This window comes from Odoribacter sp. N54.MGS-14, assembly GCF_000980295.1.
Lineage (GTDB): Bacteria > Bacteroidota > Bacteroidia > Bacteroidales > Marinifilaceae > Odoribacter > Odoribacter splanchnicus.
In genome coordinates this window covers 1-24,519 of sequence record NZ_LARL01000049.1, presented here as the reverse complement: position 1 = coordinate 24,519, position 24,519 = coordinate 1, and the positions used below count along the sequence as shown (strand labels likewise).

The window sequence follows — 24,519 nt, the reverse complement described above, 5'->3', positions numbered from 1 at the left end:
CTAAAACTCACAAATTGGGCAGTTAAAGAGTTCTGCTGTCTGATACAAGAGGATAAATTGAATTGATAGAACTCACCTAAACATACCGAGTGAATTCGGGCTGTATACGGTTTGGATCTCTCCTGATTCTCCCGGTTTGATGGGGCGTTTTTTCCATTTCACAGCAGTGCAGTCGCACGATGGCACTACATTGTAGATCAATAGCGGAGCTGTACCGGTGTTTGTAAAACGAAATACTGCTTTTTGTTCTGTCCCGTATTTGACTGAGCCTAACGATAGGGTATCCTTTTCAAAATGGATATTTGTGGGAGTGACGAACTGATCTTCACTACTGTAGCCGGGCTGGTGAAAAATAGACCATCCGGACAAGAGCAAAAGTATTATTACTGTGATGAAGAGCAAAATGTTGAATTTCTTCATTGTATTGAATATTTATTTTTCAAAACAAATTTAAAGATGAATTCTTGTTTCATGAAAAAAGCAACATTCTATAATCTACCCAATTTATAAATTTAAGGTAATAATTTCACATTTCCCCTTTTCGTGCGACAAGGCATAAATTGCATCCGTTACCGGGTCGTAGCTGATGGACGAGCAACTATTCGATAGATGGTAGGTGCGGACGTGTGAGCCGTTCCAGTCGAATACCAGAATCACGCGGCCTTTGTCGACATCATTCCGGTATTGCCGGTAGGTACGTCCGGAATAGAGGGCGAAAATGTAATCGTCGGAAGTGGTCAAGTCACAGAAACCGAACAGATTATGGTCGGTGTAGGCTACCGGATACCATATTTTCCGGCCTTTGGGACGTTGCAGCCGGATACTTACTCCGGGCCGGTTGAGGTGTACTTCGTTTACCCGGATCAGCTGGTCTTCCCGGATGGCACAGAGGTCCAGACAACCGTATTGCATATTGGCACAGGCGAGACGGGTCTGGGTCCGGTTAAGGGCCAGGCAATTGCTGGCGTAGAAAATACTTTTCAAGCTGTCGGATAAGGACGGCAGGGCGCATTCCGGGTAAGCAACGCTGTAAATATCTTCGTTTTCCGCCGGGTTTGTGCTGCAATAACGGCCTGAGGTGTAAATTCCGGTGGAAATAATCCGGTTACCGGCCCGGACAGCTCCTAACGGCGTTTTACCGTGGGCTGTGAGGGAGGTGAACACAGGGCGGTAATCTGCTTCGGTGCAATGGTTGAGATCAATTTCAACCAGACGGCCGGTGCTGAAATCCAATGCCGAAACGATATTGCCGTTGAGGTGGAGGTTCAGATAGCAGTGCCCTTCGCCTTCGCCGCTTCCCGCCGGTACTAAATGATGCAGGGTTCCGTTAAGGTGATTGTAAATGGCAAAGCGATAAGCGCTTTGGGGGGTTAGGATGACATACAAAGAATCTTTACGGACGATTTTGGTGGGATGGACGATCCCCAGGGCGTCGAGATTCAGGTTATCGGTTTGGGCGAATTGCAACGATCCCGCCCGGGTATGTAACAAAGGGGTAACTTCTTCTGTAAAATCCGGCTCTGCCTGGCAGGCGGAAATAAATAAGGCGATAAAAAGGTAAGATAGCTTTTTCATATCGTATTACTCTCCTCTCATTAATCCGTGATGTTCTCCATCTATTCCATTTTTATCTATACCGACACATATATAACCGGCCTGGAGGCACAGGTCCTTTCTTTCGCCGTCAGGGCTTTCTTGTTCTGCCATCGCTTCGATATTGGCTAACGTCAGACTGGTTTTCGCTGACCGGTCCGAGAATACGATATTCAGGAATAAAACAGATAAAATAATTATCGTTCCTGTCAATAAGATTCTTTTTTTATGCATATTAATTTTTATTTAAATTTATAGAACAAATTTACAAGGGAATTTTATCTTTGTAAAAGTTTCAACATTCTATAACGTACCGGACAAAACAAAAATGATGAAAGGGAATATCAGGATAGTTTTCTTTTTATGTATTGGTTTATTGATATGTGTGTTGATCGGTCAGGGAGGGTGGTTGTATAAAACCCGGAAAATGGAGATAAATCGCTTCAGGCAGGAAGCCGGTGACCGACTGGGGGATTCGTTTAAGGAATTTTTGGATGAGGAATGGATGACACGTAAAGTTCCTTTCAGCTACGGACTAAAAGAAGATAAAAAGACATTTGTTTATGGGGATAGCTGTAGGGTTAGAGAAATTACTTTATCTTTTGTTGATCAGTTTCGGGAAATGGGCAGAGCTGTTTTTTACGATTATTTATATGAGCAACATAATTTTGATGTTTTTCAATTGGACTCTTTATATCGAAAGAATTTGGAAAAGACAGGTATGAATGGATTGTCCGGCATCCTGTTGCGGGATTCGGTGGGGCAGGTTTTGGAAGTAACAGGCGTTTGCGAAGGAGAAATACGTACCGTTTCTGTTGAAGCCGGTTATCGTTGCCGGCACCGGATAGAAGCGGTTTTTCAATTGCCTTTGATCTTCCGTTCCATGATTTGGCATTTGGTGGGGGAGGGGATGTTTTTCTTTGCTTTTATCGGGTGTTTGGTATGGTTATGGAAAGCGATTCGTCTGACATGGCAAAGCGCAAATGTGCAGACCATGGGGATAGCCCATTTGGAACATGAATTGAAGAAACCTTTAGCTGCAGTTACTTCGGCATTAGAAGGAATTGTGAACCGGAAGAACCGGGAATTGACGGCGATACAGGAAGAAAAACTGAAAATGGTGGAAGTGCGCATCCGCAAAATGGCAGAGATTACCGATACCATGTTGGTGACCTTGAAAAACAGCCGGTTGGAGGTGGAGCGGGCTTCGGTGGATATCGTTCAGGAAATCGGGATGGTGGCAGAGATGTTTAGAATATTGTATCCGTATGCGAGGTTGGAATTTCAGGTGGAAACAGGAGAAGAGAAACCCTTGCTCGACCAGGTTTATTTTAATTATCTTGTGATCAATTTGGTCGATAATGCTATTAAATATGGTGGAGATGAACCTTGGGTGAAAGTTGTTTTTTACCGGGAAAATTGGGATTGGGTACTGACGGTAACAGACCGGGGAATCGGGATGCCGGAAAGAGTGTTGAAACGGATATTCCGACAGTTTTACCGGGTGAAAGATAAAAAAGTAAAGAATAAAACCGGTTTCGGATTAGGACTGGCTTTTGCTAAGAAAGTGGTGAATGCTTATGGAGGGGAGATCCGGGTGGAAAGTGCTCCGGGAAAAGGCAGTCGGTTTGAAGTCCGGATAAAAGCAGAATAAGATGGCGATTATTAAAGTATTGTGTGCAGAAGATGATCGGTTGATGAGGTTGGAAATGAAGGAGAAAATGACAGCAAAAGGCTGGGAGGTAATTGAGGCGGTAGATGGGAAGGAAGCTTTGGTGAAGTACAAAAGTATCGGCCGGATATTGTCGTTTTGGATGTGAATATGCCGAAACGATCGGGACTCGAAGTATTGCAGTTGATTCGGGTAAACGATTTGCAGACACCTGTCGTGATCTATAGTTCGCTGGCAGAGGAGAAGGATTTGAAAATTGGCCTTTGTCAGGGAGCACAGGTCTATCTGGTAAAGAATTACAGTGTGGCTCTTCTATTAGAACAGGTGGAACGGTTGATTGGGAAAACTGCCTCTTCGGTGATCGGTTTGACGGATAACATCACTTATGATTTTGCTAAAGCTGAGTTGTGTATTGGGGAACAACGGCAGAAATTGACCATGCTCGAAAGTAAGGTATTTGCCATACTGTGCAAGAATAAAAATAGGTTGTCGCCCAGGGAAGTCCTTTTACTGGCCGGTTGGAATAGTACGGCTTATAATTACGAATCACAGTTGAATAAAGTGATCCGGAAATTGAGAAAATTACTGATGAGGGAAAATCAGGTTAAAATTATACTGGATAAAGGTAATGGATATTGGCTGAAAACGGAGGAGGATATACATATTTGATTTGTCTATGAAAACCTTTTTTTTATTTGTCGCATTCCTGATTTTTACTTCTTGTCATAACGGCAATACGAACGTATCTACAGGAAATAATACGATTATTTATGACTTTCCGGTCACGCAAATTGCCGAAAGTGAAAAGATAGATCTGGAAATTATAGGGATAAACGATCTTATGGTTATAGATACCCTTTTGTTTGCCTTTAAAGCGAGTGGTTATAATGATTTTTTCGAAATGTATTCGACTGACAATTGGCAATATCTGGGAAAATTCCTTTCTCAGGGCAGAGGCCCTGATGAGTTTCTATCTGTGCAATTTTCCCAGGATTATTTTTTTAAAGATGACAATCTGGTCCTATGGATCTCGGATGGTGCTTTACAAAAACGGGCATTATTAAATATTACCCAGTCTCTCCGGATTGGCCGGACTGTATGTGATACCATTTTCCGGATTACTTCAGATTGTAGTTATTTTCAAGTGAACGACTCCATGGTGCTTTTACAAAAATATGTTCCCGGTAATATCTGTCTTTCCGTACAAAATCAACATACCGGCCAAACGATCCAGGAATATGAATTTTTGAAATCCTATATCCCGAAATCGATTCCTGTTCCTTTATTGAGCATGGGAATAACCAGGCATCCGGAGAAAGATTTGTTTGCTGGCAATATGTTGTTTTTTAATCAAATAAATGTATTTTCCAGTGATATGAAAACCAATTTTTCTTTGTCTTATCAACCTCCCATCGATATTTTTGAGACAGCCCACTTGCCGGAATCAGATTTTATTCTGTATTATTCGTCATTACAAGTTTCTTCGGAATATATCTACGCGCTTTATGTTAATAAGAAAGATAATTTATTTTCTCATGCGGAAGGAGAGACTGAAATTCACGTATTCAATTGGGAAGGAGCACCTATAGCTAAAATCCGGATTCCCGACAATATTATTTATTTTGCAGTGGATGAAAAACATCGTTATATATACGGATTAAAAGGTAACGAGGAATTATACCGGTATAAATTTGAAATTTAAATCTATTTTTATCTCTGCAGAATAACTATTTTTCAATTGGACTCACTTCCCTGGGGGAAAGTAAACATTGCAGAAAAAAGGTTGCGACAACCCTTATCCAGTACTGCTTTCTTTAGATTAGACCCCGATCATTATTTAACAACTTATAATGCATATAGTCGTTTTGCTTTATACGATAAAAACCTGAACCTGATTGATTCCTGTACTCACTATTCTCCAATCACCACCCAGATTACCCCGGAAAAAGTATTGGAAAATTACTATTTCTATTGTTCAGCTGTCCTCATAAAGCCGGATGGAACAAAATTCCTGAATTTTACGCATTGCGGTGCCATTCTGGAGTTTTTCAATATACAGCAAAATAAGATCACACATTCGAATACAAGTTATATTTATGAACCAACTTATAAAGCAGACGGGTTTCCACTTTGGCAGGAAAGTATCAGAGGATGGAGGACAGTATATGCCACGGATAATTACATATATATAGCATTAAACGGAACAAAGGATCTTGAGACCCGGATCGAAAAACTTTCTGTATTCGATTGGCAGGGGCTACCCATTAAATAATATGATTTGGGAGTCAATATTATGGATATTATAATCGATGAAAGTTTAAAGACAGGTTATGTCATTTATCGGGATGATGAGTATGAATATCATTTAGGGAATTTTGATTTATAGCCAACCTATTCAATCATAACTATGGTAAAGCATTTTTGTTATTTACTATTATGTACGATAACAATCACTTCTTGTTCTCGTACAGTTAAACTGAAACAGGAATGATTTCAATTACAATCTCAAAAGATAGTATTTCCACAATACAATCCGCATATTCCAACAAACAAAGTATTACACACCTTTCTTTTAGATGAAAATAATAAAGTCATTTTGGCAGGGAATCCCCTATTTAATCCACGTATCGAAGCCTTATTATTTCAAAAACTAAAAGAAAATAACTAAATTTATAGCTAAGCAACATCGGAAACAAGTTGATAAAATTCAGGCAGAGGGAGCGTCAATTGAGCTGTGAATATTTGCCTCTTACTCTACCATTCGATTTCCTTCAACCCATGTTCCCGTAGATATTGGTTTGTGCGGCTGAACTGGTGATTGCCGAACCATCCGCCCCGGTTGGCAGAAAGCGGGGAGGGGTGTACGCATTTAAGCACCAGGTGCCGGTCGGTATCGATAAATGCGCCTTTGCGTTGGGCATAGGATCCCCACAACAGGAATACCAGGTGTTCTTTCTTTTCTGCGATCTTGCGGATAACGGCATCGGTGAAAGTTTCCCAGCCTTTGTTCTGGTGCGAACCGGCTTGGTGGGCCCGTACGGTAAGCGTTGCATTGAGCAGCAGTACCCCCTGGTCCGACCAGCGTTCCAGGTTGCCCGAACGGGGAACAGGAGTACCCAGGTCATCGTGTATTTCTTTAAATATATTTTGCAGGGAAGGCGGTTGCTCGATACCTTCGGGCACGGAAAAACAAAGGCCGTGCGCCTGTCCGGGACCGTGGTAAGGATCCTGGCCGAGGATAACGACTTTCGTATTGTCTACCGTACAATGGTTGAATGCATTGAATATCAGTTTGCCGGGAGGGAAAATCCGGGTTTGGGCGTATTCGTTTTTTACAAAAGCGATCAGTTCAGCAAAATACGGTTTGTCAAATTCTTCCTGAAGCAGTGCTTTCCAGGATTCTTCAATTTTAACGTCCATATGGAATAAGTTTTACCTTGATTTCAAATAGTTTCGGCCACCGTTTCCCGGTGACATAAAAAGTTCCTTTCCCGGCATTCCACGCGATACCGTTCAGCACATCGTCTTTGTCGTCTAGCCGGGCTTTATCGGCGGCAGGCAAGAGTCCGGGCAGGTTCAGCTCGCCCCGGACAATGCCGGTTTCCGGATCGATGACGACAATCCGGTCGGTCAGCCACACATTCGCCCAGATCATACCGTCTACGTATTCCAGTTCGTTCAGTTGGTCTACCGGACCGTTATGATCGTATACTTCTACTTCTTTCAGTATATTGAACGTCGACGGAGCGATATGATAAAGCTTGTTGCTGCCGTCGCTCATGATCAGGTGGTCTCCGGCCGTAGTAATCCCCCAACCTTCGGAATTATAATTGAAGGTCGATTCCAGGGTAAAAGTTTTCAGATCGTAAATGAAACCTTTGCGTGACCGCCAGGTGATCTGGTAAATTTTATCTTCATATATCGTGATCCCTTCTCCGAATAACTGACTGTCGATATTTAAGACCGATAGAGTTTTACCGGTTTGCATGTCTGTTTTACGAATAGACGATTCGCCATATTGCCCCGTTCCCTCGTATATAAAACCGTCCTGATAGATCAAACCTTGTGTATAGGCTTTCGGATCGTGAGGAAAAACGTGGACTACCTCATAGCTATAAGCGGCCGGAGCCTGATCGGGTTTCACCCGGATCGTCGTTGTCGCGATTCCCCGTTTGTTGTCCGGATGCCACGCCATCACTTTGATGGTCATATTGCCGGTTTTACCTTCAGGTATCCGGTAAGTAAAACTCCGGTCCTCTTTACCGGCCGTTGCGATTTGCTGGCCGTCGATATAGAAGGCGGCAGAATCGACAGGGAAACGGTCCTTGCTTTCAAAACCGATAACGATCTCCTCGTTGAAAGCATACATCTTATCTTTCCCGGGCGATGTAAGTTGAATACTTTTCACATACCTCACCTCGTCTTTCGGAAGTTCTGCAGCCAAAGGAGTTTTTTTTTCTTTGTTCGCCGTTTTATTCCCTCCGCAGGAACAGATGAAAAAGGCACATAATATGTAAAAAAAACAGGTCATCCGCTGTTCGTATCTGTTCAATTTTCTACCAGTTCCCATTCATATCCCTCTTTGGTATCCTTAATGGCGACTCCGGCTGCTTTCAGTTCGTCCCTGATCTTGTCGGAAGTGGCCCAGTCTTTCTTTTGCTTGGCTTCTGTACGGATAGACATCACCATATCCAATATTTTCCCCAGCACTTCGTGATCCTGGCTCACCGATTCGCTTTCGGCCTTCAGCCCCAGGATATCGAATACATAATCCTGATACAGTTTTTTCAATTTAGCCAGATTACCGGCATCTATCTTCTCGTTTCCTGCCACCAGTGAATTGATCATCCGTACTCCGTCGAACAAGTGGGAGATCAGGACCGGTGTGTTGAGGTCGTCATCGATCGCTTCTTCACATTGGGTGGTCAGTGCATCCACATCTACCGTATTACCGGCCGAAGCTTTCACTTTGTCCAGTGCCCGGACCGCTGCCATCAGGCGTTCATATCCCTTTTGGGCGGCTTTCAGGGCCTCGTTCGAGAAATCCAGCGGACTCCGGTAGTGGGCCTGCAGGATAAAGAAACGGACGGTCATCGGGGAATAGGCTTGCTCGAGCACATCGTTTTCTCCCGAAAAGAGTTGGTCCAGGGTGATGAAATTCCCCAGCGATTTGCCCATTTTCTGTCCCTTGATAGTGACCATATTGTTGTGCATCCAATATTTCACGGCTTCGTGTCCGTAGGCAGCCGTACTTTGGGCAATCTCACATTCGTGGTGGGGAAACTGCAGGTCCAGCCCGCCGCCATGGATATCGAAACGGTCGCCCAGATACTTCTGGCTCATGCACGAACATTCCAGGTGCCAACCCGGAAAACCGTTACTCCACGGAGAAGGCCAGCGCATGATATGTTCCGGAGTAGCTTTTTTCCATAGGGCGAAATCGGCCGGATTCCGTTTTTCTCCCTGGCCGTCTAACTGACGGGTGTTGGCAAATAACTCTTCCACCCGGCGGCCGGATAGTTTCCCATAGCTGTATTTTTTGTTGTAAGCCTCGACATCGAAATAAATACTTCCGTCGCTCTCGTAAGCGAATCCGTTGTCCAGGATTTTTTTCACCAATTCTTCCTGCTCGATGATATGGCCCGAAGCATGAGGCTCTATACTGGGCGGAAGGGTGTTCAATTGCTCCATATTGTGATGGTAGCGGTTGGTATAAAACTGAACGATTTCCATCGGTTCCAACCGGTCGAGCTTCGCTTTCTTCTCGATTTTGTCTTCGCCGTCGTCACTGTCGTCGGTAAGATGGCCGACATCGGTGATGTTACGCACATAACGCACTTTGTAGCCCAGATATTTCAGATACCGGAACAACAGGTCGAAAGTAATGGCCGGACGGGCATGTCCCAAATGGGCATCCCCGTAGACGGTGGGCCCGCAAACGTACAACCCGACAAAAGGAGGATTGATCGGTTCGAACTGTTCTTTCTTGCGCGATAAAGTATTATATAGGACCAGTCGATTTTTCATTTTCTATATCCATTTAGTTTAAAACGAAAACAAAAATAATAAATAAGTCAATACGATACCGACTTAACACGCAAAAATCAAATCTAACCGGTAAAAAATCAGTCTTCGGTCGAGAAGACTACCTTCATATTCGTACGGTTTTCCAATAGCGCCCCATAGGCATTATACACCTGTTGGCTTTTGTCACGGGTGGTGACATAATGCCCGTTATTCAGGCATTCGATTTTCTGAAACTGACAAGGCAGTATGGTAGAGCCATATTGGTTGTATACCCCGAACTTCTTGTCCCGTTTGACGATATAACGATGGCCTAAAGAAATGATCTCGTCATACTGGCAGGGAATAATGGTCGAGCCGTACCGGTTGAATATGCCCTTTTTACCGTTTGCCGTGACGTAATAAATATTCCCTTCCTGTTGTATTTTGTTGTAGCGGCAAGGAATAATCGTACTTCCATAGGTGTTGACGATGCCCTGAAGACCGTTATTCTCCACCAGATATTGTCTCCCTTCTTTCCGGATAGAACTGTATCGGCAGGGAAGTATCGTCGAGCCGTAAGTGTTGTAAATTCCGTATTTCCCGCCTGCCGACACATAATAAACTCCGTCTTCGTATTCTATCGTGTTGTATTTGCAGGGGATAACGGTACTTCCATAGGCATTGACTATCCCTTTCAGACTGTCGTTTTCAACCAGGTATTTCCCCCCTTCTTTGTATATCGAAGTGTATTGGGTAGGAATGATTACCGAACCGTACAGGTTGTATATGCCCTGATATTTGCCTTTTGTCACATAATAAGCATTGTCTTTGCATTCGATCTGGCTGAATTGGCAAGGGATAATAACACTTCCATAGCGGTTGTAAACCCCTTTGAGCCGGTCCCGGCAGACATAAAAACAACGGTCGGTGAGTTCGATCTGTTCATAGCGGCAGGGGATAATTGTCGAACCGTACCGGTTGTAAATACCGTACAACCCCTCCGACGATACCCAAAAATAATTATTCGATAATTCTATTTTTTCGAAACGGCAGGGCAGGATCACAGTCCCGTAATAATTGACAATTCCTTTCCGGTCGTCGCGGCTGATTTGAAGAAACTGGTTTTCATATTCCTCGATCTTATCGTATTCACAAGCAAGGGAGAGGTAAAGCCAGGCATACCCTTTTTTTAAGGCAATCGGCCGGCCAATCTCTTTCGGTAACCGGCCATCCCGTTTGTGCTTTTCATAAAAATAGCTGATGATACCATATTTCCGGCCTTTCCTGACTTTGAAAAAACAGTTGTGTTGAGGTACGATTTCGTCGTACTCGTACGGTATGGCCAGCTGTTTGTCGATCACGATGCCGTATTTCCCGTTTTGCCGTTCGATCCGGCACTCGTCGAAATGATTGTCGTAGCATTCTGCAAATGCAAAAGTTACACACAATAGAAAAATGAGGGTAGAAATCAGTTTCATAAGTTTGTTTTTAGACTTCAATAATAAGAAAATATTTCTTAATTCCCAAAGAAATGTATCGACTTATTAAAAAATTTGTACATTTATTTACATTCTATTGTTGTCTCGATTTTCTTTTTTTTTGATTTTCCACTTCCTGCCGTCTCCTTCCCGGATGCTGTGTTATTCTTCGATGTATTCCTTCAGTTCTTTTACTTCTTTTTGAAGCAAGGAAATGAAACCGGTTTTTCATGTATTGAAATAGGATTGGGAAAAAATTCGCCGATCAGATCGGTTTCAAAAAGACTTTTGGGACCCCTTACCCGGCGACAGATTATCCGATCAGGAATTCGAATAGGTTCGGATTGTCGTTGAGATATTCGTAGAGGATACCTTCGGATTTCATGCGGTCCAGCAGGCCCTGGAAATCTTCGGGATGCTGGATCTCGATGCCGATGAGGGCAGGACCTTTTTCGCGGTTTGTCTTCTTCTTGTATTCGAAATAGGTGATGTCGTCGTGGGGGCCCAGGACGTTGCTGACAAAACTCTGGAGTGCGCCGGCTCTTTGCGGAAAACGGACGACGAAGTAATGTTTCAGGCCTTCATATAATAAAGAGCGCTCCTTGATGTCTTCCATGCGGGTGATGTCGTTGTTGCTGCCGCTGACCACACAAACGACGTTTTTTCCTTTAATTTCATTTTTGTAAAAGTCGAGAGCACTCATACTCAGAGCTCCTGCCGGCTCTACTACAATAGCGTCGAAGTTGTAAAGATCCAGGATCGTCGTACAAATTTTGCCTTCGGGCACGACGACGATATCGTCCAATACTTTCTTGCAGATAGCGTAAGTGAGCTCTCCTACCCGTTGTACGGCTGCCCCGTCGACAAATTTATCTACTTCGTTCAGTTCGGTTACCTCTCCGCATTCGAACGATTTTTTCATTCCGGCGGCACCGGCCGGTTCGACTCCGATGATCTTGGTCTTCGGGCTCATTTGCTTATAGAAACTACCGATACCGGAAGCCAGTCCGCCACCACCGATCGGTACAAAGATATAATCGAGCTTCATCCGGGCTTCCTGAATGATTTCTAAACCGACGGTTGCCTGCCCCTCGATGATCCGGGGATCGTTGAAGGGAGGGATAAATACCATATCGTTTTTTTTACAGGCTTCGATTGCTGCTGTATTGGCCTGATCGAAAGTATCTCCCGTCAGGACGACTTCAATGGATTTACCCCCGAACATTTTTACCTGGTTGATCTTTTGCCTGGGAGTAGTAACGGGCATATAGATTTTTCCCTGGATACCGAGTTTGCTGCAGGAGAAGGCTACGCCTTGGGCATGATTGCCGGCACTGGCACAAACCACTCCTTTCTCCATCTCTTCAGGAGTCAGGGATTTGATTTTATTATAAGCTCCCCGGATTTTATACGATCTCACCATTTGAAGATCTTCCCGTTTCAGAAAGATATTGGCTTCGTATTTATCGGATAGATTTCTGTTTTTCATGAGGGGTGTCGGGACCAGGATGTCGTTGAGCGTATGCTCCGCCGTCATGATATCCTTCAAAGAAGGAAAATAAGGATCACTCATATTGTTCGGTTTAATTGGTCTGTTTTTTCATTTACCCGATGTTCTTTGCTATAAAATCGCCTACTTCGCTGGTCGGATAGGCCTGTCCGTCTTCAGCGATATCTTCGGTAACGATACCGGCTTCGATCGAACGATCGACTGCCTGGCGGATGCTTGCTCCGGCTGCTTTCAGGTTGAAGGCATATTCGAACATCATAGCGGCGGATAAAATGGTTGCCAGAGGATTGGCCACATTTTTGCCGGCGGCCTGAGGATAGGAACCGTGGATCGGTTCGAACAGCGAGGTGTGGATACCGATAGAAGCGGAAGGCAGCAAGCCTAATGAGCCTGTGATGACACTGGCTTCGTCGGTGAGGATATCGCCGAACATGTTTTCTGTAACGATGACGTCGAAATGTTTGGGTTGCTGGATGAGTTTCATCGCCGCATTGTCGACAAACATGTATTCGACATTTACCTGAGGATAAGCCGGAGCCATCTCTTGTACGGTTTCGCGCCATAGCCGGGAGGTTGCCAGGACATTGGCTTTATCGACAACTGTCAGTTTGTTGCGGCGCTTCATGGCGTATTCGAAACCTAATCGGCAAATCCGTTTGATTTCGGCTTTGGTGTATACACAACTGTCGAAAGCGGTTTGCCCGTCTTCTGAACGTCCCTGGGGCCGCCCGAAATAAATGCCGCCGGTGAGTTCCCGGATACAGATGAAATCGGCCCCTTCTACGAGTTCTTGTCGCAGAGGAGAGCGGTGAACAAGGGATTTGAAAGTACTGACCGGACGGAGGTTGGCATATAATCCTAATTTTTTGCGCATTTCCAGCAATCCTTGTTCCGGACGGACTTTGGCTTGGGGATTGTTGTCGAAACGGGGATCCCCGATCGCTCCGAACAATACGGCATCCGATTGCATACAAATCCGGTGAGTTTCTTCCGGATAAGGATTCCCGGTCTTGTCGATGGCTGTTGCCCCTACTGATCCGTAGGTATAGCCGACGGTATGACCGTATTTTTTGCAAGTGGCATCGATGGCTTTGATGGCCTGTTCTATGATTTCCGGTCCGATGCCGTCACCGGGTAATACTGCTATTTTTAAATCCATGATGAAATGAGTTTGTAAGGTTCATAAGGCGACTCTTGCACTGGCTTTGTCAGAACCGAAGGCTCGCCGATCGTTTTAACGGGTCTTTTCAAATGCTTCGATCTTATGGTGTATGCTCATCAGATAGTCGACATCATCGTATCCCTTCAACAAACACTCTTTTTTGTAGGGAGAAATTTCGAAAAGTTCTTGCTCTCCTGTGGCTGTCAAGGTGACGGTCTGCCGTTCCAGATCGATACTGACGGTGGTCGAAGGAGCTGACCGGACGACCTGGAATAGCTTTGCCAGAAACGATTCGCTCACCTGTACAGGAAGTAATCCGTTGTTCAGGGCATTGTTGCGGAAAATATCGGCGAAAAAACTGGAAATGACTACTTTGAAACCTGCTCCATAAATGGCCCAGGCCGCATGTTCACGGCTGGAACCACAGCCGAAATTTTTCCCTGCAATTAAAATTTCTCCGGTATAGTCGGGGGAGTTCAGGACGAAATCTGTTTTCGGGTTTCCCTGAGCATCATACCGCCAGTCGAAAAACAATTGTTTGCCGAACCCTTCCCGGGTGGTCGCTTTCAAAAAACGGGCCGGAATGATCTGGTCGGTGTCTACATTTTCGATTTTCAGTGGTATCGCTGTGGATGTTAGGGTTGTGAATTGGTTTATCATGAGTTGAAAAGAGTTACTGAGTTGCTGAGTTACTGAGTTGCTGAGTTACTGAGTTGCTGAGTTACTGAGTTGTTGAGTTGTTGAGTTGCTGAGTTACTGGGTTGCTGAGTTGGAGTGAGTCGGGGACGGTGATTATGCCGTGGATAGCACAGGCAGCAGCGACGAGTGGGCCTGCCAGTAGAGTGCGGGCTCCCGGTCCTTGCCGGCCTTCAAAATTACGATTGGAGGTGGAGACACAATATTTCCCTGCCGGAATTTTGTCGTCGTTCATTGCCAGGCAGGCGGAGCATCCCGGTTGCCGTAATTCGAAGCCTGCAGCCTCGAGTGTATCCCTGATCCCTTCGTCGATGGCTTGTTTTTCTACCTGTTTGCTGCCCGGAACGATCCAGGCTGTTACGCCTGCTGCTTTTTGCTTGCCTTTCACATAGTCGGCGAATACCCGCAGATCTTCGATCCGTCCATTGGTACAACTGCCGACAAAAACATAGTCGACCGGTTTGCCTAGTAGCTTTTCGCCCGGTTTGAAGTCCATGTATTCCAGAGCTTTTAAGAAGGAAGGCCGGGAAGTCTCTTCGATTTCGGAGACTTCAGGGATAGAGTGGGTGAGGGCGATTCCCATGCCGGGGTTGGTGCCGTAGGTGATCATAGGGTAGATGTCGGCAGCATCGAATGTGACTTCTTTGTCGAAGATGGCGTCGGGATCACTGTATAGCTGCTTCCATTGTGCGACAGATTTGTCCCATTCGGTTCCTTGGGGCGCATATTCCCTGCCTTTCAGGTAGGCAAAGGTCGTTTCGTCCGGAGCGATCATCCCGCCACGGGCTCCCATTTCGATGCTCATATTACAGATCGTCATCCGGGCTTCCATCGATAGCGAGCGGATAGCCGATCCGGCAAATTCGATGAAATGTCCGGTGCCGCCGCCGGTACCTAGTTTCGAAATGAGATATAAAATGATATCTTTCGAACAAACTCCGGGATTCAATTGTCCTTCGACATTGATCCGCATGGTCTTGGGTTTGGATTGCAATACACATTGGGAGGCTAATACCATTTCTACCTCGCTGGTTCCGATGCCGAACGCCACGCAGCCCATAGCTCCGTGGGTGGAAGTATGGCTGTCTCCACAGACGATGGTCATTCCCGGTTGGGTCAGACCTGTTTCGGGACCCACCACATGGATAATTCCGTTTTTGGGGGTACCGACTTTGAAAATCGTGATACCGTGTTCGGTACAGTTATTTTCGAGCATCGACAGTTGCCGGGCGGATTGCAGATCCTGTACCGGCAGATGTTGATTTTGTGTGGGTATATTGTGATCGGGGCTGGCTGTGACCTGAGCCGGACGGAATACTTTCGCGCCGCGCGAATGAAGCCCTTCGAAAGCTTGTGGACTCGTTACTTCGTGAATGTATTGCCGGTCGATATAGAGCACACATGAACCTCCGGCGATGGTGTCGACCGTATGGGCATCCCAGATTTTATCGAATAAAGTTTTCATAAGGTGTATTTTGACTTTGGGGTACTAACTTATTTTAGCTATCGCATCCAGGAACGACTCGACCGATGCGGTGACAATGTCTGTGTTGGCGCCGAAACCGTGGTACATTTTGCCTTTGTGGGAGACTTGTACGTGTACTTTACCCAGGTCGTCGCTTCCCCGGGTGATGGCCTGTACCAGGTATTCTTCCAGATGTACCCGTCGTTTGGTGATGCTTTTTACAGCATTGATGGCTGCATCGACCGGGCCGTTACCGCTGGCTGTTTCGGTGAAAATATCTCCCCCGAAGCTGATTTGCACAGTTGCTGTCGGTATGGAAGTCGAGCCGCATACAACCTGCAACCCCACCAGTTTCATGTCGCGGTGTTTGCGCGAAGCTTCACTACCGGCAAGTACTTCCAGGTCGCGGGTGGTAATGTCTTTTTTCTTATCGGCTAATTCCAGAAAGCGCTGGTAGATGGCGTCGAGTTCGTCATTGTCGGGAGTATAACCGATGGCTTTCAAATGATGTTTCAGTGCTGCACGGCCACTACGGGCGGTGAGGACGATACTGGACTGATCGACCCCTACGTCTTCCGGGGCGATGATTTCATAGGTCTCCCGGCTTTTCAGTACACCGTCCTGGTGGATGCCCGACGAATGGGCGAAAGCATTACGGCCGACGATGGCTTTGTTGGGTTGTACCGGCACCCGCATCAAACTGGATACCAGCTGGCTGGTAGCGATGATTTGCCTGGTGTTGATACCGATATTGAAATCCAGATTTTTGTGACAGGCAATCGCCATCACGATTTCTTCGAGGGCGGTGTTACCGGCCCGTTCGCCGAGGCCGTTGATCGTCACTTCGACCTGCCGTGCTCCGTTTTGTACGGCGGCTAAAGTGTTGGCAGTGGCCATGCCCAGATCGTTGTGGCAATGAGTGGAAATAATGGCTTTGTCGATGTTGGGGACATGATTCATCAGATAGGCGATCTTTGCTCCGTACTCGTTCGGCAGACAATACCCCGTGGTGTCGGGGATATTGACGACGGTGGCGCCGGCTTTGATCACTGCTTCTACTACCCGGGCCAGGTATTCTTCTTCTGTACGGCCTGCATCTTCGGCGTAAAATTCGACATCATCGACAAATCGACGGGCATATTTTACGGCCTCTACCGCTCTCCCGACGATTTCGTCGGGAGTGGAATTCAATTTTTCGTGGATATGATACCAGGAGGTACCGATTCCGGTATGGATACGTCCCCGTTTGGCAAATTTCAATGCTTCGGCAGCCACTTCGATGTCTTTTTTTACAGCCCGGGTCAGAGCACAGATGGTTGGAACGGTTACTGCTTTAGAAATCTCTACAACGGAATTGAAATCCCCGGGACTCGAGATGGGGAAACCGGCTTCGATGATGTCTACACCCAGTTTCTCGAACTGCCTGGCAACTTCTATCTTTTCGATTGTATTCAGCTGACACCCCGGAACTTGCTCTGCATCCCGAAGGGTGGTATCGAATATATATACTTTTTCACGCATGAGGTGATGAGGTAAAAGGTTAGAGGCGAAAAGGCTATTAGGCTAAAAGCTATAAGTTATAAGGTGGAAGCGGGAGTAGGTAAAAAAGGGAAAGGGATTAGTGAAGGTTATTGGGGCGCTTTTCATCTTTTGCTTTTTCGCCGATCTCCTTTCACTTTTTACTTTTCGCTTCTAGCTTTTTGCTTCTAGCCTTTTCGCTTTAATTGTTTTCCGGTCTCAGTTTCCGAACGACGGCACCGGCTTGCCACATCTCGGATTCGCGCATGGTCTGAAGTTCTTTTTCCAGTTTTTCACGATAGTCGGGCCGGCTGTTGGAATCGATCGAACGTTGGGCTTCGTTGCCACAAGATACCTGGCCGTACAATTCGTCGAATACCGGTTTGGCGGCATCCCGGAATTTCTTCCACCAATCGAGTGCTCCCCGTTGTGCTGTCGTCGAGCAGTTGGCATACATCCAGTCCATACCGTTTTCTGCAATTAAAGGCATCAGACTTTGGGTCAGTTCCTCGACGGTTTCGTTGAAGGCTTCCGAAGGGGTGTGGCCGTGTTCGCGTAAAGTGTCGTACTGGGCTGCAAAAATGCCCTGGATCGCTCCCATCAGAGTACCCCGTTCTCCTGTCAGGTCGGAATATACTTCCCGCTGAAAGGTGGTCTCGAACAGATAACCCGAGCCTACTCCGATTCCTAAAGCGATAACCCGGTCCCAAGCTTTGCCGGTGGCATCCTGGAAGATGGCATAACTGGAATTTAATCCCCGTCCCTGTAAGAACATTCTCCGCAATGAAGTACCCGAGCCTTTCGGAGCGATCAGGATGACATCGACATCGGCCGGCGGGATGATGCCTGTGCGATCTTTATAGGTGATGCCGAAACCATGTGAGAAATAGAGGGCTTTGCCGGGAGTCAGGTGTTTTTGAATAGTCGGCCATACGGCGATCTGACCTGCATCCGATAGTAAATATTGTATGATCGTTCCTCTACGGGCGGCTTCTTCGATGTCGAACAGGGTTTCGCCGGGTATCCAGCCGTCGGCTACGGCTTTATCCCAGGTTTTACTTCCCCGGCGCTGACCTACGATTACGTTGAAACCGTTGTCTTTCAGGTTCAGGGCCTGACCGGGACCTTGTACACCGTATCCTATAACAGCAATGGTTTCGTTTTTCAATACCTCGAGCGCTTTTGCCAATGGAAATTCTTCTCTGGTTACTACGTTTTCTTTTACTCCTCCGAAATTAATTTGTGCCATAATAATAATGATTTAATTGTTAGTGTTATTTTGTCCTTGATCCGGGTTGTTTACGCTTTCGTCGTATTTTCCCGTTTCTGTAAATATTCATTCAATAGTTCGCGTTTTGATTTGATGATCGCAATTTGGCCCGACCGGACGAATTGCTGTACCCCATGGGGTTGTAGTAATTCGAACAGAGACTGGGTATCCTCTTTGTGTCCGGTCTTTTCCAGTACGATATAATCGTCACAGATTTCCAGTATCCGTACATGGTGGTCGCGTACCAATTTTTCGACACTGTTGCTCCGGGTGACTTTGTAAAGTGCGATTTCCTGTTGTACCACTTCATCCGGGGTGAAAACAAAGGCTTTCAGTACATCGATTTTCTTTTCGATCTGCTTGACCAGTTTCTCTATCTTTTCGGGATCGGTGATGACGACTATGGTAAATTTGTGAATGCCCGGGATAGACGATTCCGAAGTCGTCAGGCTTTCGATATTGATATCCCGGCAAGTGAATACCGTCGTGATCTGGCTTAGCAATCCTACTTTGTTTTCTGAAAAGACCGTTATGATATATTCTTTATTCATCGCATCATTTTTCTATTTTATTATTATCGATAATCTCTTTTTCTCTCCCTTTCTCCCTTTCTCCCCCTCCTCCCCCTCCTCTACCTCCTGGCCTCCAGCCTATAGCCTTTAGCTTTCAACTTTTTTCTTTATTCCAATCTCACATCCCCCACAGCTGCACCGGCAGGAACCATCGGAAATACATTCTCTTCCGGTTCAACCCGAACCTCCAGCAGAAAGGCTCCGGGATGTTCCTTCATGGCATGGATGGCTGTTTCCAGTTCGTCCCGTTTTTCCACGCACCGGTAGGCGATACCGTTTCCTTGGGCGATTGCCCCGAAGTCAGGGTTAGTCATTTCGGTAAATGAGTACCGCTTGTCGAAAAAGAGCTCCTGCCATTGGCGCACCATACCCAGAAAGCTATTGTTCAGCAGGATAATCTTCACCGGTACCCGGGATTGAAAGATGGTACCGAGTTCTTGCAGGTTCATTTGAAAACCACCGTCACCGACAAACAGGCAAACCTCTCTTTGGGGGGCTCCGATTTTTGCTCCGATAGCTGCCGGAAGGCCGAATCCCATGGTGCCTAATCCACCCGAAGTGACGATACTCCGCGTATGTTTGAAGCGGAAATAACGGGAAGCTACCATCTGCTGTTGCCCGACATCGGTGACCAGAATCGCGTCGTGGTGATAGGCTTTCGATACCAGGTCGACTACTTCTCCCATACGGATTTGCTTGCTCGTGGGGTAGAGCGCCGGTTCTATGATTTCCTGATATTCGATGTTGTAACAGGCTTTGAATTCCGCTATCCAGTCGGTATGCCGGTTGGGGACCACTAATTCTGTCAGGGCGGGTAAAGTCTCTTTGACATTTCCCAGGACAGGTACGTCGGCATATATGATTTTATTCACTTCGGCAGGGTCGATTTCCAGGTGGATGATCTTGGCGTTGATGCCGAATTGTTCGGGATTTCCGGTCACCCGGTCGTCGAAACGCATGCCTATCGCGATCAGTAAATCGCATTCTTTGTTTTTTATATTGGGGGCATAATTCCCATGCATACCCAACATACCGACGAATTGGGGATGATCGGAAGGAATGGCCGACAGTCCCAATAAAGTGGAAGCTGCAGGGATACCGCTTTTTTCCAGGAAAACACGTAGTTCTTTTTCTGCCCCGCCGAGGATGACGCCCTGGCCGATTAAAGCCAACGGTTTACGGGACAGATTGATCAATTTGGCCGCTTCTGCAATTTTTTCTTTATCGATGGCCGGAGACGGGCAATAACTCCGGATGAAGCTGACCTTTTCATAATGATATTCGGCCATTTCTTGCTGGGCATCTTTGGTAATATCTACCACGACGGGTCCGGGACGTCCCGTGCGGGCGATATAGAATGCCTTGGCGATGGCTGCAGGGATATCGGCGGCATGCCGTACCTGGCAGTTCCATTTGGTTACAGCCTGGGTGATCCCTACGAAGTTGGTTTCCTGAAAAGCATCGGTGCCCAGGAAACCGGAACCTACCTGTCCGCTGATCAGAACGACAGGAGTCGAATCCATCATCGCGTCGGCAAGGCCTGTTACCGTATTGGTAGCTCCGGGACCCGAAGTGACGATACAGACACCGGGACGTCCGCTTACCCGGGCATAGCCCTGGGCGGCATGTAATGCCCCCTGTTCATGACGTACGAGGATGTGGTTGAGACGGTTCCGATAGTCGTATAACGCATCGTATACCGGCATGATTGTTCCTCCGGGATACCCGAAGACGGTATCCACTCCTTCACGTAGAAGGGTTTCGATTACCGCTTTCGAGCCCGAAAAACAAGTTGTCTTTGTTACTTGCTTTTCCATATAGATAGATTGTGTAGTAGTGTTCATACGAAAAAAGAGATAAAAAGTAAAAACTTATGGGTTATAGAATGCGGACGGCACCCTGGTCGGCTGAACTGACGAACCGGGCGTAAGCCTGCAGGGATTTGGGTACCGTACGTTTGCGTCCGGCCGGTTCGAAGTTTTTTTGAGCGGCTAACCGGGCGGCAATATCGGGATCACTCAGTAACAGGTTGATGGTCCGTGCCGGAATGTCTATTTCGATCAGATCGCCGTCCCGGACGATGGCTAAAGCTCCTCCGGCAGCTGCTTCAGGTGAGATGTGACCGATGGATAAACCCGAAGTCCCTCCTGAAAATCGTCCGTCGGTGATCAGGGCACAGGCTTTGTCCAGATGTTTGGATTTCAGATAAGAAGTGGGGTAAAGCATTTCTTGCATGCCCGGTCCGCCTTTAGGCCCTTCATAACGGATGACGACGACATCTCCGGCTTTTACTTCATCGTTCAGAATACCGTTCATGGCTTGTTCCTGCGATTCGAATACTTTGGCACGTCCCCGGAATACGAACAGTGATTCATCTACTCCGGCTGTTTTTACGATACATCCGTTGCGGGCGATGTTCCCGGTCAGGACAGCCAGTCCCCCGTCTTTGAAATAAGCATGGTTTACATCCCGGATACATCCCATCCGACGGTCGGTATCGAAGCGGGCATAGGTTTTACTTTGAGAACCCAGTTCCCGGCTGAATTTGCCGCCGGGTGCACTGAGATAGAATTTTTGCGCCTTTTGAGTGAGCTTCGGGCTTTTCAGGTTGTATTTCGAGAGGCATTCTGCCAGATTTTTGTATCCGACACGGTTGACCGTGGTATCGATCAAACCGGCTTCCGCCAATTCCCCGAGGATAGACAGGATACCTCCTGCCCGGTTTACATCCTGGATGTGAAAGTGAGAGTTGGGAGCGACCTTGCATAGTACCGGTACTTTTCTCGACAGGCGGTCGATATCCTGCATGGTGAAGTCTACTCCGGCTTCGTGGGCGATGGCCAGCAGGTGGAGTACGGTATTGGTCGATCCTCCCATGGCGATGTCCAGTGACATGGCATTCTCGAAAGCAGCTTTGGTCGCTATGTTACGGGGTAATACCGAATCGTCCCCTTCGAAATAATACCGTCCGGCCATTTGTACGATTAATGAAGCAGCTTTTTCAAACAAACGCCGCCGGTTAGTGTGGGTGGCTACAATGGTACCGTTGCCGGGAAGCGCCAATCCCAACGCTTCGTTGAGACAGTTCATGGAGTTGGCTGTAAACATGCCCGAACACGAACCGCATCCGGGGCAGGCCCAACGCTCGATTTTCTCGATATCTGCATCGCTGCAACGGCTGTCTGCACTCATGACCATGGCGTCGATCAGATCTATTCCCTTGCCGTCGAAATTACCGGCTTCCATCGGGCCTCCGGATACAAAAATCGTCGGAATATTCAGACGCATAGCAGCCATCAGCATGCCCGGAGTGATTTTGTCACAATTACTGATACAAAACAAAGCGTCTACCTGATGGGCGTTGGCCATGTATTCCACACTGTCGGCGATGATTTCCCGCGAAGGAAGCGAGTATAACATCCCGTCGTGGCCCATGGCGATTCCGTCGTCGATGGCTATGGTATTGAATTCGGCTGCGAAGCATCCGCGTTCTTCTATTAAGGTCTTTACGTATTGTCCGATTTCGTGCAGGTGGGTATGACCCGGTACAAACTGGGTGAACGAGTTGACGATGCCGATGACGGGCATCCCGAATTGTTCGTCTTTCATACCATTGGCTCTCCACAAACTTCTGGCTCCGGCCATCCGACGGCCTGTCATTGTAACAGCGCTTCTAAGGTTATTTCTCATTTTCTTTTATTTTGTGCAGTAAGTTCTTAAATGCGAAGAAGCCTTTCTCCCGGCGAGAGAAAGGCTTCTACAAATAGTGTGTATATACGCGTCACCCTTCTCTCGTTATCTTTGCAGGACCACGAGTAGAATGTTAATGACGATAATATGGCGATACATTGTTTTGTTCATTTTTCTGTCTGTTAAAAAAAAAAGCCTTTCTCGTTTGGGAGAAAGGCATATGATCAATTTATATTTCGGTTCGATTTTCGTTTATATACCCCTCTCCGTTCCGTGGCTAAGGACCACGAGAATAATAATATTCAGGAGATGTAGGGATAAACGCTTCATGTTTTTATCATTTTTATGCAACAAAGATAGCGACGAATTTTTTTAAATTCCAAATGTTTTTTCTGTTTTTTACATAGAAAGTTCAAAATGTATAATTTTATACAAATGGAAACGTTTGTGTATCAGTAGATAATAGTTATTGATGTTGTAATAAAAAGAGTTTCGTTTGCATTTTGGCAGTTATATACATATTTACACTTATAAAGGTAGTTCGTTACTTATTCGTCTTCGGTGATCGGAATTGGTGACCCGGTTGCTTCTGTCGGTCGTCTGGCTTTTTCTATCACTGACCGGCGGAACTCCTCACTACGTTCGTCAGACACCACCGGTCGGGCGTTCAGAAAAAGTAAGACGACACTCGCCAGAGCTCCAATGGTCTCCAATCCCGATCACCTCCGCCTAACGTTATCACTGAATTGCAGACCGGTCTTGATTTGAGAAATAACATTCTACCTGGAAATAATCCGGACGGTCTGGCTTCCTGCTACTGCAAATTTCCGGTTGTATTTTCTTTGCCGGTTAGCTCTGCCGTTAGATGCAGGGTTTTATGGCGGAAGACCATTGGAGCGGGAACGAGGGTCCGGTTAGGTTTTCCGAACGCCCGACCGGTGGTGTCTGACGAACGCAGTGAGGAGTTCCGCCGGTCAGTGAAGGAAAGCCTTAGCGGACCGTTCCAGGCGAACCGGTCTGACGGCACAAAACCCGGAATCGGAATAGAAAGAAAAAATAAACCTACATTTAGGGGAAACATGTGTATAAACATCAAAATTTATACATGTTTTTTTGATTATTTTTATAATTACGAATTAATTCTCTTTTGAGTGATAGTTGGTATAAATTCTTCGGCTATTTGATGAGATGAATTCTTTATTTATATTTGTTATTTCATACTAAGTGAGTGACAGAGTATGCAAAAATATATATTGATATGGAGAAAAAGACAGACAGGCAGGAAATGGATAAAATATTGTGTCCGCTTTTTATTATTGGGGCTTATCTTATTGTTGGGAACGATTCTGTTGTGTAATCGGATTATCATTCATAGTACTGAAAGTTGTTTGTATGATCAGATAGAAACAATTCCCGAAAATCGGGTGGGGGTGTTGTTGGGAACTTCTCCGAAGTTGCGGGGTGGTCGGCCGAATCTTTATTTCAATTACCGGATCACGGCTGCTGTGGAACTCTTTCAGGCCGGTAAGATCAGCCGGATATTGGTCAGTGGAGATAATCGCTGCATGAATTATAACGAACCGGTTGAGATGCGGAAAGCGTTGATCGCCCATGGAATCCCGGATAGCGTGATCGTAATGGATTTTGCCGGGATACGTACACTCGATTCGGTGATCAGGGCTAAAAAAGTGTTCGGACAGGATCGGTTTACTATCATCTCCCAACGGTTTCATAACGAGAGAGCCCTGTATATTGCCGGGCGGAATGGAATCGAAGCCGTCGGTTTCCTGACTTCGTCACTCAAAAAATGTTCATTTTATAATTGATTGATAAACAATATTTTGTATCTTTTCATGCCCTTATTTTGGGGTACGCAAAAGTTTTTTT

Annotated in this window: 22 protein-coding genes; 6 read left to right on the top strand and 16 right to left on the bottom strand. The window is 46.3% G+C overall.

Annotated features, from left to right (window positions below; genetic code table 11):
* Positions 1-72: 72 nt before the first annotated feature.
* The 3 genes from WS42_RS10210 to WS42_RS10200 all read right to left on the bottom strand — a co-directional run bounded on the left by WS42_RS10210 (position 73) and on the right by WS42_RS10200 (position 1,827).
* Positions 73-420 (bottom strand): DUF1573 domain-containing protein, encoded by a 348-nt coding sequence (locus tag WS42_RS10210; protein WP_286728474.1) that lies wholly within the window; start codon positions 418-420, stop codon positions 73-75.
* An 84-nt stretch (positions 421-504) separates the two neighbouring features.
* The gene (locus tag WS42_RS10205; RefSeq protein WP_022159588.1) at positions 505-1,575 is read right to left on the bottom strand and encodes a BF3164 family lipoprotein; all 1,071 of its coding nucleotides are present in this window, start codon (positions 1,573-1,575) and stop codon (positions 505-507) included.
* 6 nt (positions 1,576-1,581) lie between these two features.
* Positions 1,582-1,827 (bottom strand): SH3 domain-containing protein, encoded by a 246-nt coding sequence (locus WS42_RS10200; protein ID WP_022159587.1) that lies wholly within the window; start codon positions 1,825-1,827, stop codon positions 1,582-1,584.
* A 193-nt stretch (positions 1,828-2,020) separates the two neighbouring features.
* On the opposite strand from WS42_RS10200, the gene WS42_RS10195 reads away from it, so the two are divergent.
* Genes WS42_RS10195 through WS42_RS10180 form a run of 5 tightly spaced genes read left to right on the top strand, consistent with a single transcriptional unit; the run spans position 2,021 to position 5,537 of the window.
* Entirely contained in the window at positions 2,021-3,247 is a 1,227-nt protein-coding gene (locus tag WS42_RS10195; protein WP_162613258.1) for a sensor histidine kinase, read from the top strand.
* A 1-nt stretch (position 3,248) separates the two neighbouring features.
* Complete coding sequence (locus WS42_RS15515; RefSeq protein ID WP_022159585.1) at positions 3,249-3,413, top strand: PleD family two-component system response regulator; 165 nt, start codon at positions 3,249-3,251, stop codon at positions 3,411-3,413.
* A 2-nt stretch (positions 3,414-3,415) separates the two neighbouring features.
* Entirely contained in the window at positions 3,416-3,934 is a 519-nt protein-coding gene (locus tag WS42_RS10190) for a response regulator transcription factor (RefSeq protein ID WP_022159584.1), read from the top strand.
* A 7-nt stretch (positions 3,935-3,941) separates the two neighbouring features.
* Entirely contained in the window at positions 3,942-4,967 is a 1,026-nt protein-coding gene (locus WS42_RS10185; protein WP_046451074.1) for a BF3164 family lipoprotein, read from the top strand.
* A 36-nt stretch (positions 4,968-5,003) separates the two neighbouring features.
* Complete coding sequence (locus WS42_RS10180) at positions 5,004-5,537, top strand: BF3164 family lipoprotein (RefSeq protein ID WP_286728473.1); 534 nt, start codon at positions 5,004-5,006, stop codon at positions 5,535-5,537.
* Between the two features lie 482 nt (positions 5,538-6,019).
* Here the strand turns inward: WS42_RS10180 and ung are convergent, their stop codons facing one another.
* The 13 genes from ung to ilvD form a co-directional block, all read right to left on the bottom strand.
* Positions 6,020-6,685 (bottom strand): uracil-DNA glycosylase, encoded by a 666-nt coding sequence (gene ung, locus WS42_RS10175; RefSeq protein WP_013613058.1) that lies wholly within the window; start codon positions 6,683-6,685, stop codon positions 6,020-6,022.
* Positions 6,675-7,709: a glutaminyl-peptide cyclotransferase gene (locus tag WS42_RS10170; RefSeq protein WP_229053242.1), complete on the bottom strand. Its 1,035-nt coding sequence runs from the start codon at positions 7,707-7,709 to the stop codon at positions 6,675-6,677. The genes ung and WS42_RS10170 overlap by 11 nt, the downstream gene beginning before the upstream one ends.
* 104 nt (positions 7,710-7,813) lie before the next feature.
* Positions 7,814-9,292, bottom strand: coding sequence for a cysteine--tRNA ligase (cysS, locus tag WS42_RS10165; RefSeq protein WP_046451072.1), 1,479 nt, complete (start codon positions 9,290-9,292; stop codon positions 7,814-7,816).
* 98 nt (positions 9,293-9,390) lie between these two features.
* Positions 9,391-10,749, bottom strand: a complete 1,359-nt coding sequence (locus tag WS42_RS10160) for a WG repeat-containing protein (RefSeq protein WP_046451071.1) — start codon at positions 10,747-10,749, stop codon at positions 9,391-9,393.
* 313 nt (positions 10,750-11,062) lie between these two features.
* The gene (ilvA, locus tag WS42_RS10155) at positions 11,063-12,322 is read right to left on the bottom strand and encodes a threonine ammonia-lyase (protein WP_022159578.1); all 1,260 of its coding nucleotides are present in this window, start codon (positions 12,320-12,322) and stop codon (positions 11,063-11,065) included.
* 31 nt (positions 12,323-12,353) lie between these two features.
* On the bottom strand, positions 12,354-13,418 hold the full coding sequence (gene leuB, locus WS42_RS10150) for a 3-isopropylmalate dehydrogenase (RefSeq protein WP_046451070.1): 1,065 nt from the start codon (positions 13,416-13,418) through the stop codon (positions 12,354-12,356).
* Between the two features lie 75 nt (positions 13,419-13,493).
* Positions 13,494-14,081 carry a 3-isopropylmalate dehydratase small subunit gene (gene leuD / locus WS42_RS10145; RefSeq protein ID WP_013613065.1) on the bottom strand — a complete coding sequence of 196 codons (588 nt, stop codon included), beginning with the start codon at positions 14,079-14,081 and terminating at the stop codon, positions 13,494-13,496.
* A 61-nt stretch (positions 14,082-14,142) separates the two neighbouring features.
* Positions 14,143-15,582, bottom strand: coding sequence for a 3-isopropylmalate dehydratase large subunit (leuC, locus tag WS42_RS10140; RefSeq protein WP_046451069.1), 1,440 nt, complete (start codon positions 15,580-15,582; stop codon positions 14,143-14,145).
* 24 nt (positions 15,583-15,606) lie between these two features.
* Positions 15,607-17,103: a 2-isopropylmalate synthase gene (locus WS42_RS10135; protein ID WP_046451068.1), complete on the bottom strand. Its 1,497-nt coding sequence runs from the start codon at positions 17,101-17,103 to the stop codon at positions 15,607-15,609.
* Between the two features lie 199 nt (positions 17,104-17,302).
* Entirely contained in the window at positions 17,303-18,349 is a 1,047-nt protein-coding gene (ilvC, locus tag WS42_RS10130) for a ketol-acid reductoisomerase (RefSeq protein ID WP_013613068.1), read from the bottom strand.
* Positions 18,350-18,399: 50 nt separating this feature from the next.
* Positions 18,400-18,921 carry an acetolactate synthase small subunit gene (ilvN, locus tag WS42_RS10125; protein ID WP_022159574.1) on the bottom strand — a complete coding sequence of 174 codons (522 nt, stop codon included), beginning with the start codon at positions 18,919-18,921 and terminating at the stop codon, positions 18,400-18,402.
* A 128-nt stretch (positions 18,922-19,049) separates the two neighbouring features.
* Positions 19,050-20,786, bottom strand: a complete 1,737-nt coding sequence (ilvB, locus tag WS42_RS10120; RefSeq protein WP_022159573.1) for a biosynthetic-type acetolactate synthase large subunit — start codon at positions 20,784-20,786, stop codon at positions 19,050-19,052.
* A 34-nt stretch (positions 20,787-20,820) separates the two neighbouring features.
* On the bottom strand, positions 20,821-22,632 hold the full coding sequence (gene ilvD, locus WS42_RS10115) for a dihydroxy-acid dehydratase (protein ID WP_022159572.1): 1,812 nt from the start codon (positions 22,630-22,632) through the stop codon (positions 20,821-20,823).
* 1,238 nt (positions 22,633-23,870) lie between these two features.
* Between ilvD and WS42_RS10105 the strand changes: the two genes are divergently transcribed.
* Positions 23,871-24,458, top strand: a complete 588-nt coding sequence (locus tag WS42_RS10105; protein ID WP_286728472.1) for a SanA/YdcF family protein — start codon at positions 23,871-23,873, stop codon at positions 24,456-24,458.
* Positions 24,459-24,519: the final 61 nt, after the last annotated feature.

Bases quoted from the DNA above. Each gene is read 5' to 3' on its own strand.
- WS42_RS10190 (WP_022159584.1), top strand. From the start codon at position 3,416: ATGCCGAAACGATCGGGACTCGAAGTATTGCAGTTGATTCGGGTAAAC.
- leuB (WP_046451070.1), bottom strand. From the start codon at position 13,418: ATGGATTTAAAAATAGCAGTATTACCCGGTGACGGCATCGGACCGGAA.
- WS42_RS10105 (WP_286728472.1), top strand. From the start codon at position 23,871: ATGCAAAAATATATATTGATATGGAGAAAAAGACAGACAGGCAGGAAA.
- ilvC (WP_013613068.1), bottom strand. From the start codon at position 18,349: ATGGCACAAATTAATTTCGGAGGAGTAAAAGAAAACGTAGTAACCAGA.
- ilvN (WP_022159574.1), bottom strand. From the start codon at position 18,921: ATGAATAAAGAATATATCATAACGGTCTTTTCAGAAAACAAAGTAGGA.
- WS42_RS10195 (WP_162613258.1), top strand. From the start codon at position 2,021: ATGGAGATAAATCGCTTCAGGCAGGAAGCCGGTGACCGACTGGGGGAT.
- ilvA (WP_022159578.1), bottom strand. From the start codon at position 12,322: ATGAGTGATCCTTATTTTCCTTCTTTGAAGGATATCATGACGGCGGAG.
- WS42_RS10205 (WP_022159588.1), bottom strand. From the start codon at position 1,575: ATGAAAAAGCTATCTTACCTTTTTATCGCCTTATTTATTTCCGCCTGC.
- WS42_RS10135 (WP_046451068.1), bottom strand. From the start codon at position 17,103: ATGCGTGAAAAAGTATATATATTCGATACCACCCTTCGGGATGCAGAG.
- WS42_RS10160 (WP_046451071.1), bottom strand. From the start codon at position 10,749: ATGAAACTGATTTCTACCCTCATTTTTCTATTGTGTGTAACTTTTGCA.
- cysS (WP_046451072.1), bottom strand. From the start codon at position 9,292: ATGAAAAATCGACTGGTCCTATATAATACTTTATCGCGCAAGAAAGAA.
- WS42_RS10185 (WP_046451074.1), top strand. From the start codon at position 3,942: ATGAAAACCTTTTTTTTATTTGTCGCATTCCTGATTTTTACTTCTTGT.
- ilvB (WP_022159573.1), bottom strand. From the start codon at position 20,786: ATGAACACTACTACACAATCTATCTATATGGAAAAGCAAGTAACAAAG.
- ung (WP_013613058.1), bottom strand. From the start codon at position 6,685: ATGGACGTTAAAATTGAAGAATCCTGGAAAGCACTGCTTCAGGAAGAA.
- WS42_RS10200 (WP_022159587.1), bottom strand. From the start codon at position 1,827: ATGCATAAAAAAAGAATCTTATTGACAGGAACGATAATTATTTTATCT.
- WS42_RS15515 (WP_022159585.1), top strand. From the start codon at position 3,249: ATGGCGATTATTAAAGTATTGTGTGCAGAAGATGATCGGTTGATGAGG.
- ilvD (WP_022159572.1), bottom strand. From the start codon at position 22,632: ATGAGAAATAACCTTAGAAGCGCTGTTACAATGACAGGCCGTCGGATG.
- WS42_RS10210 (WP_286728474.1), bottom strand. From the start codon at position 420: ATGAAGAAATTCAACATTTTGCTCTTCATCACAGTAATAATACTTTTG.
- leuD (WP_013613065.1), bottom strand. From the start codon at position 14,081: ATGATAAACCAATTCACAACCCTAACATCCACAGCGATACCACTGAAA.
- leuC (WP_046451069.1), bottom strand. From the start codon at position 15,582: ATGAAAACTTTATTCGATAAAATCTGGGATGCCCATACGGTCGACACC.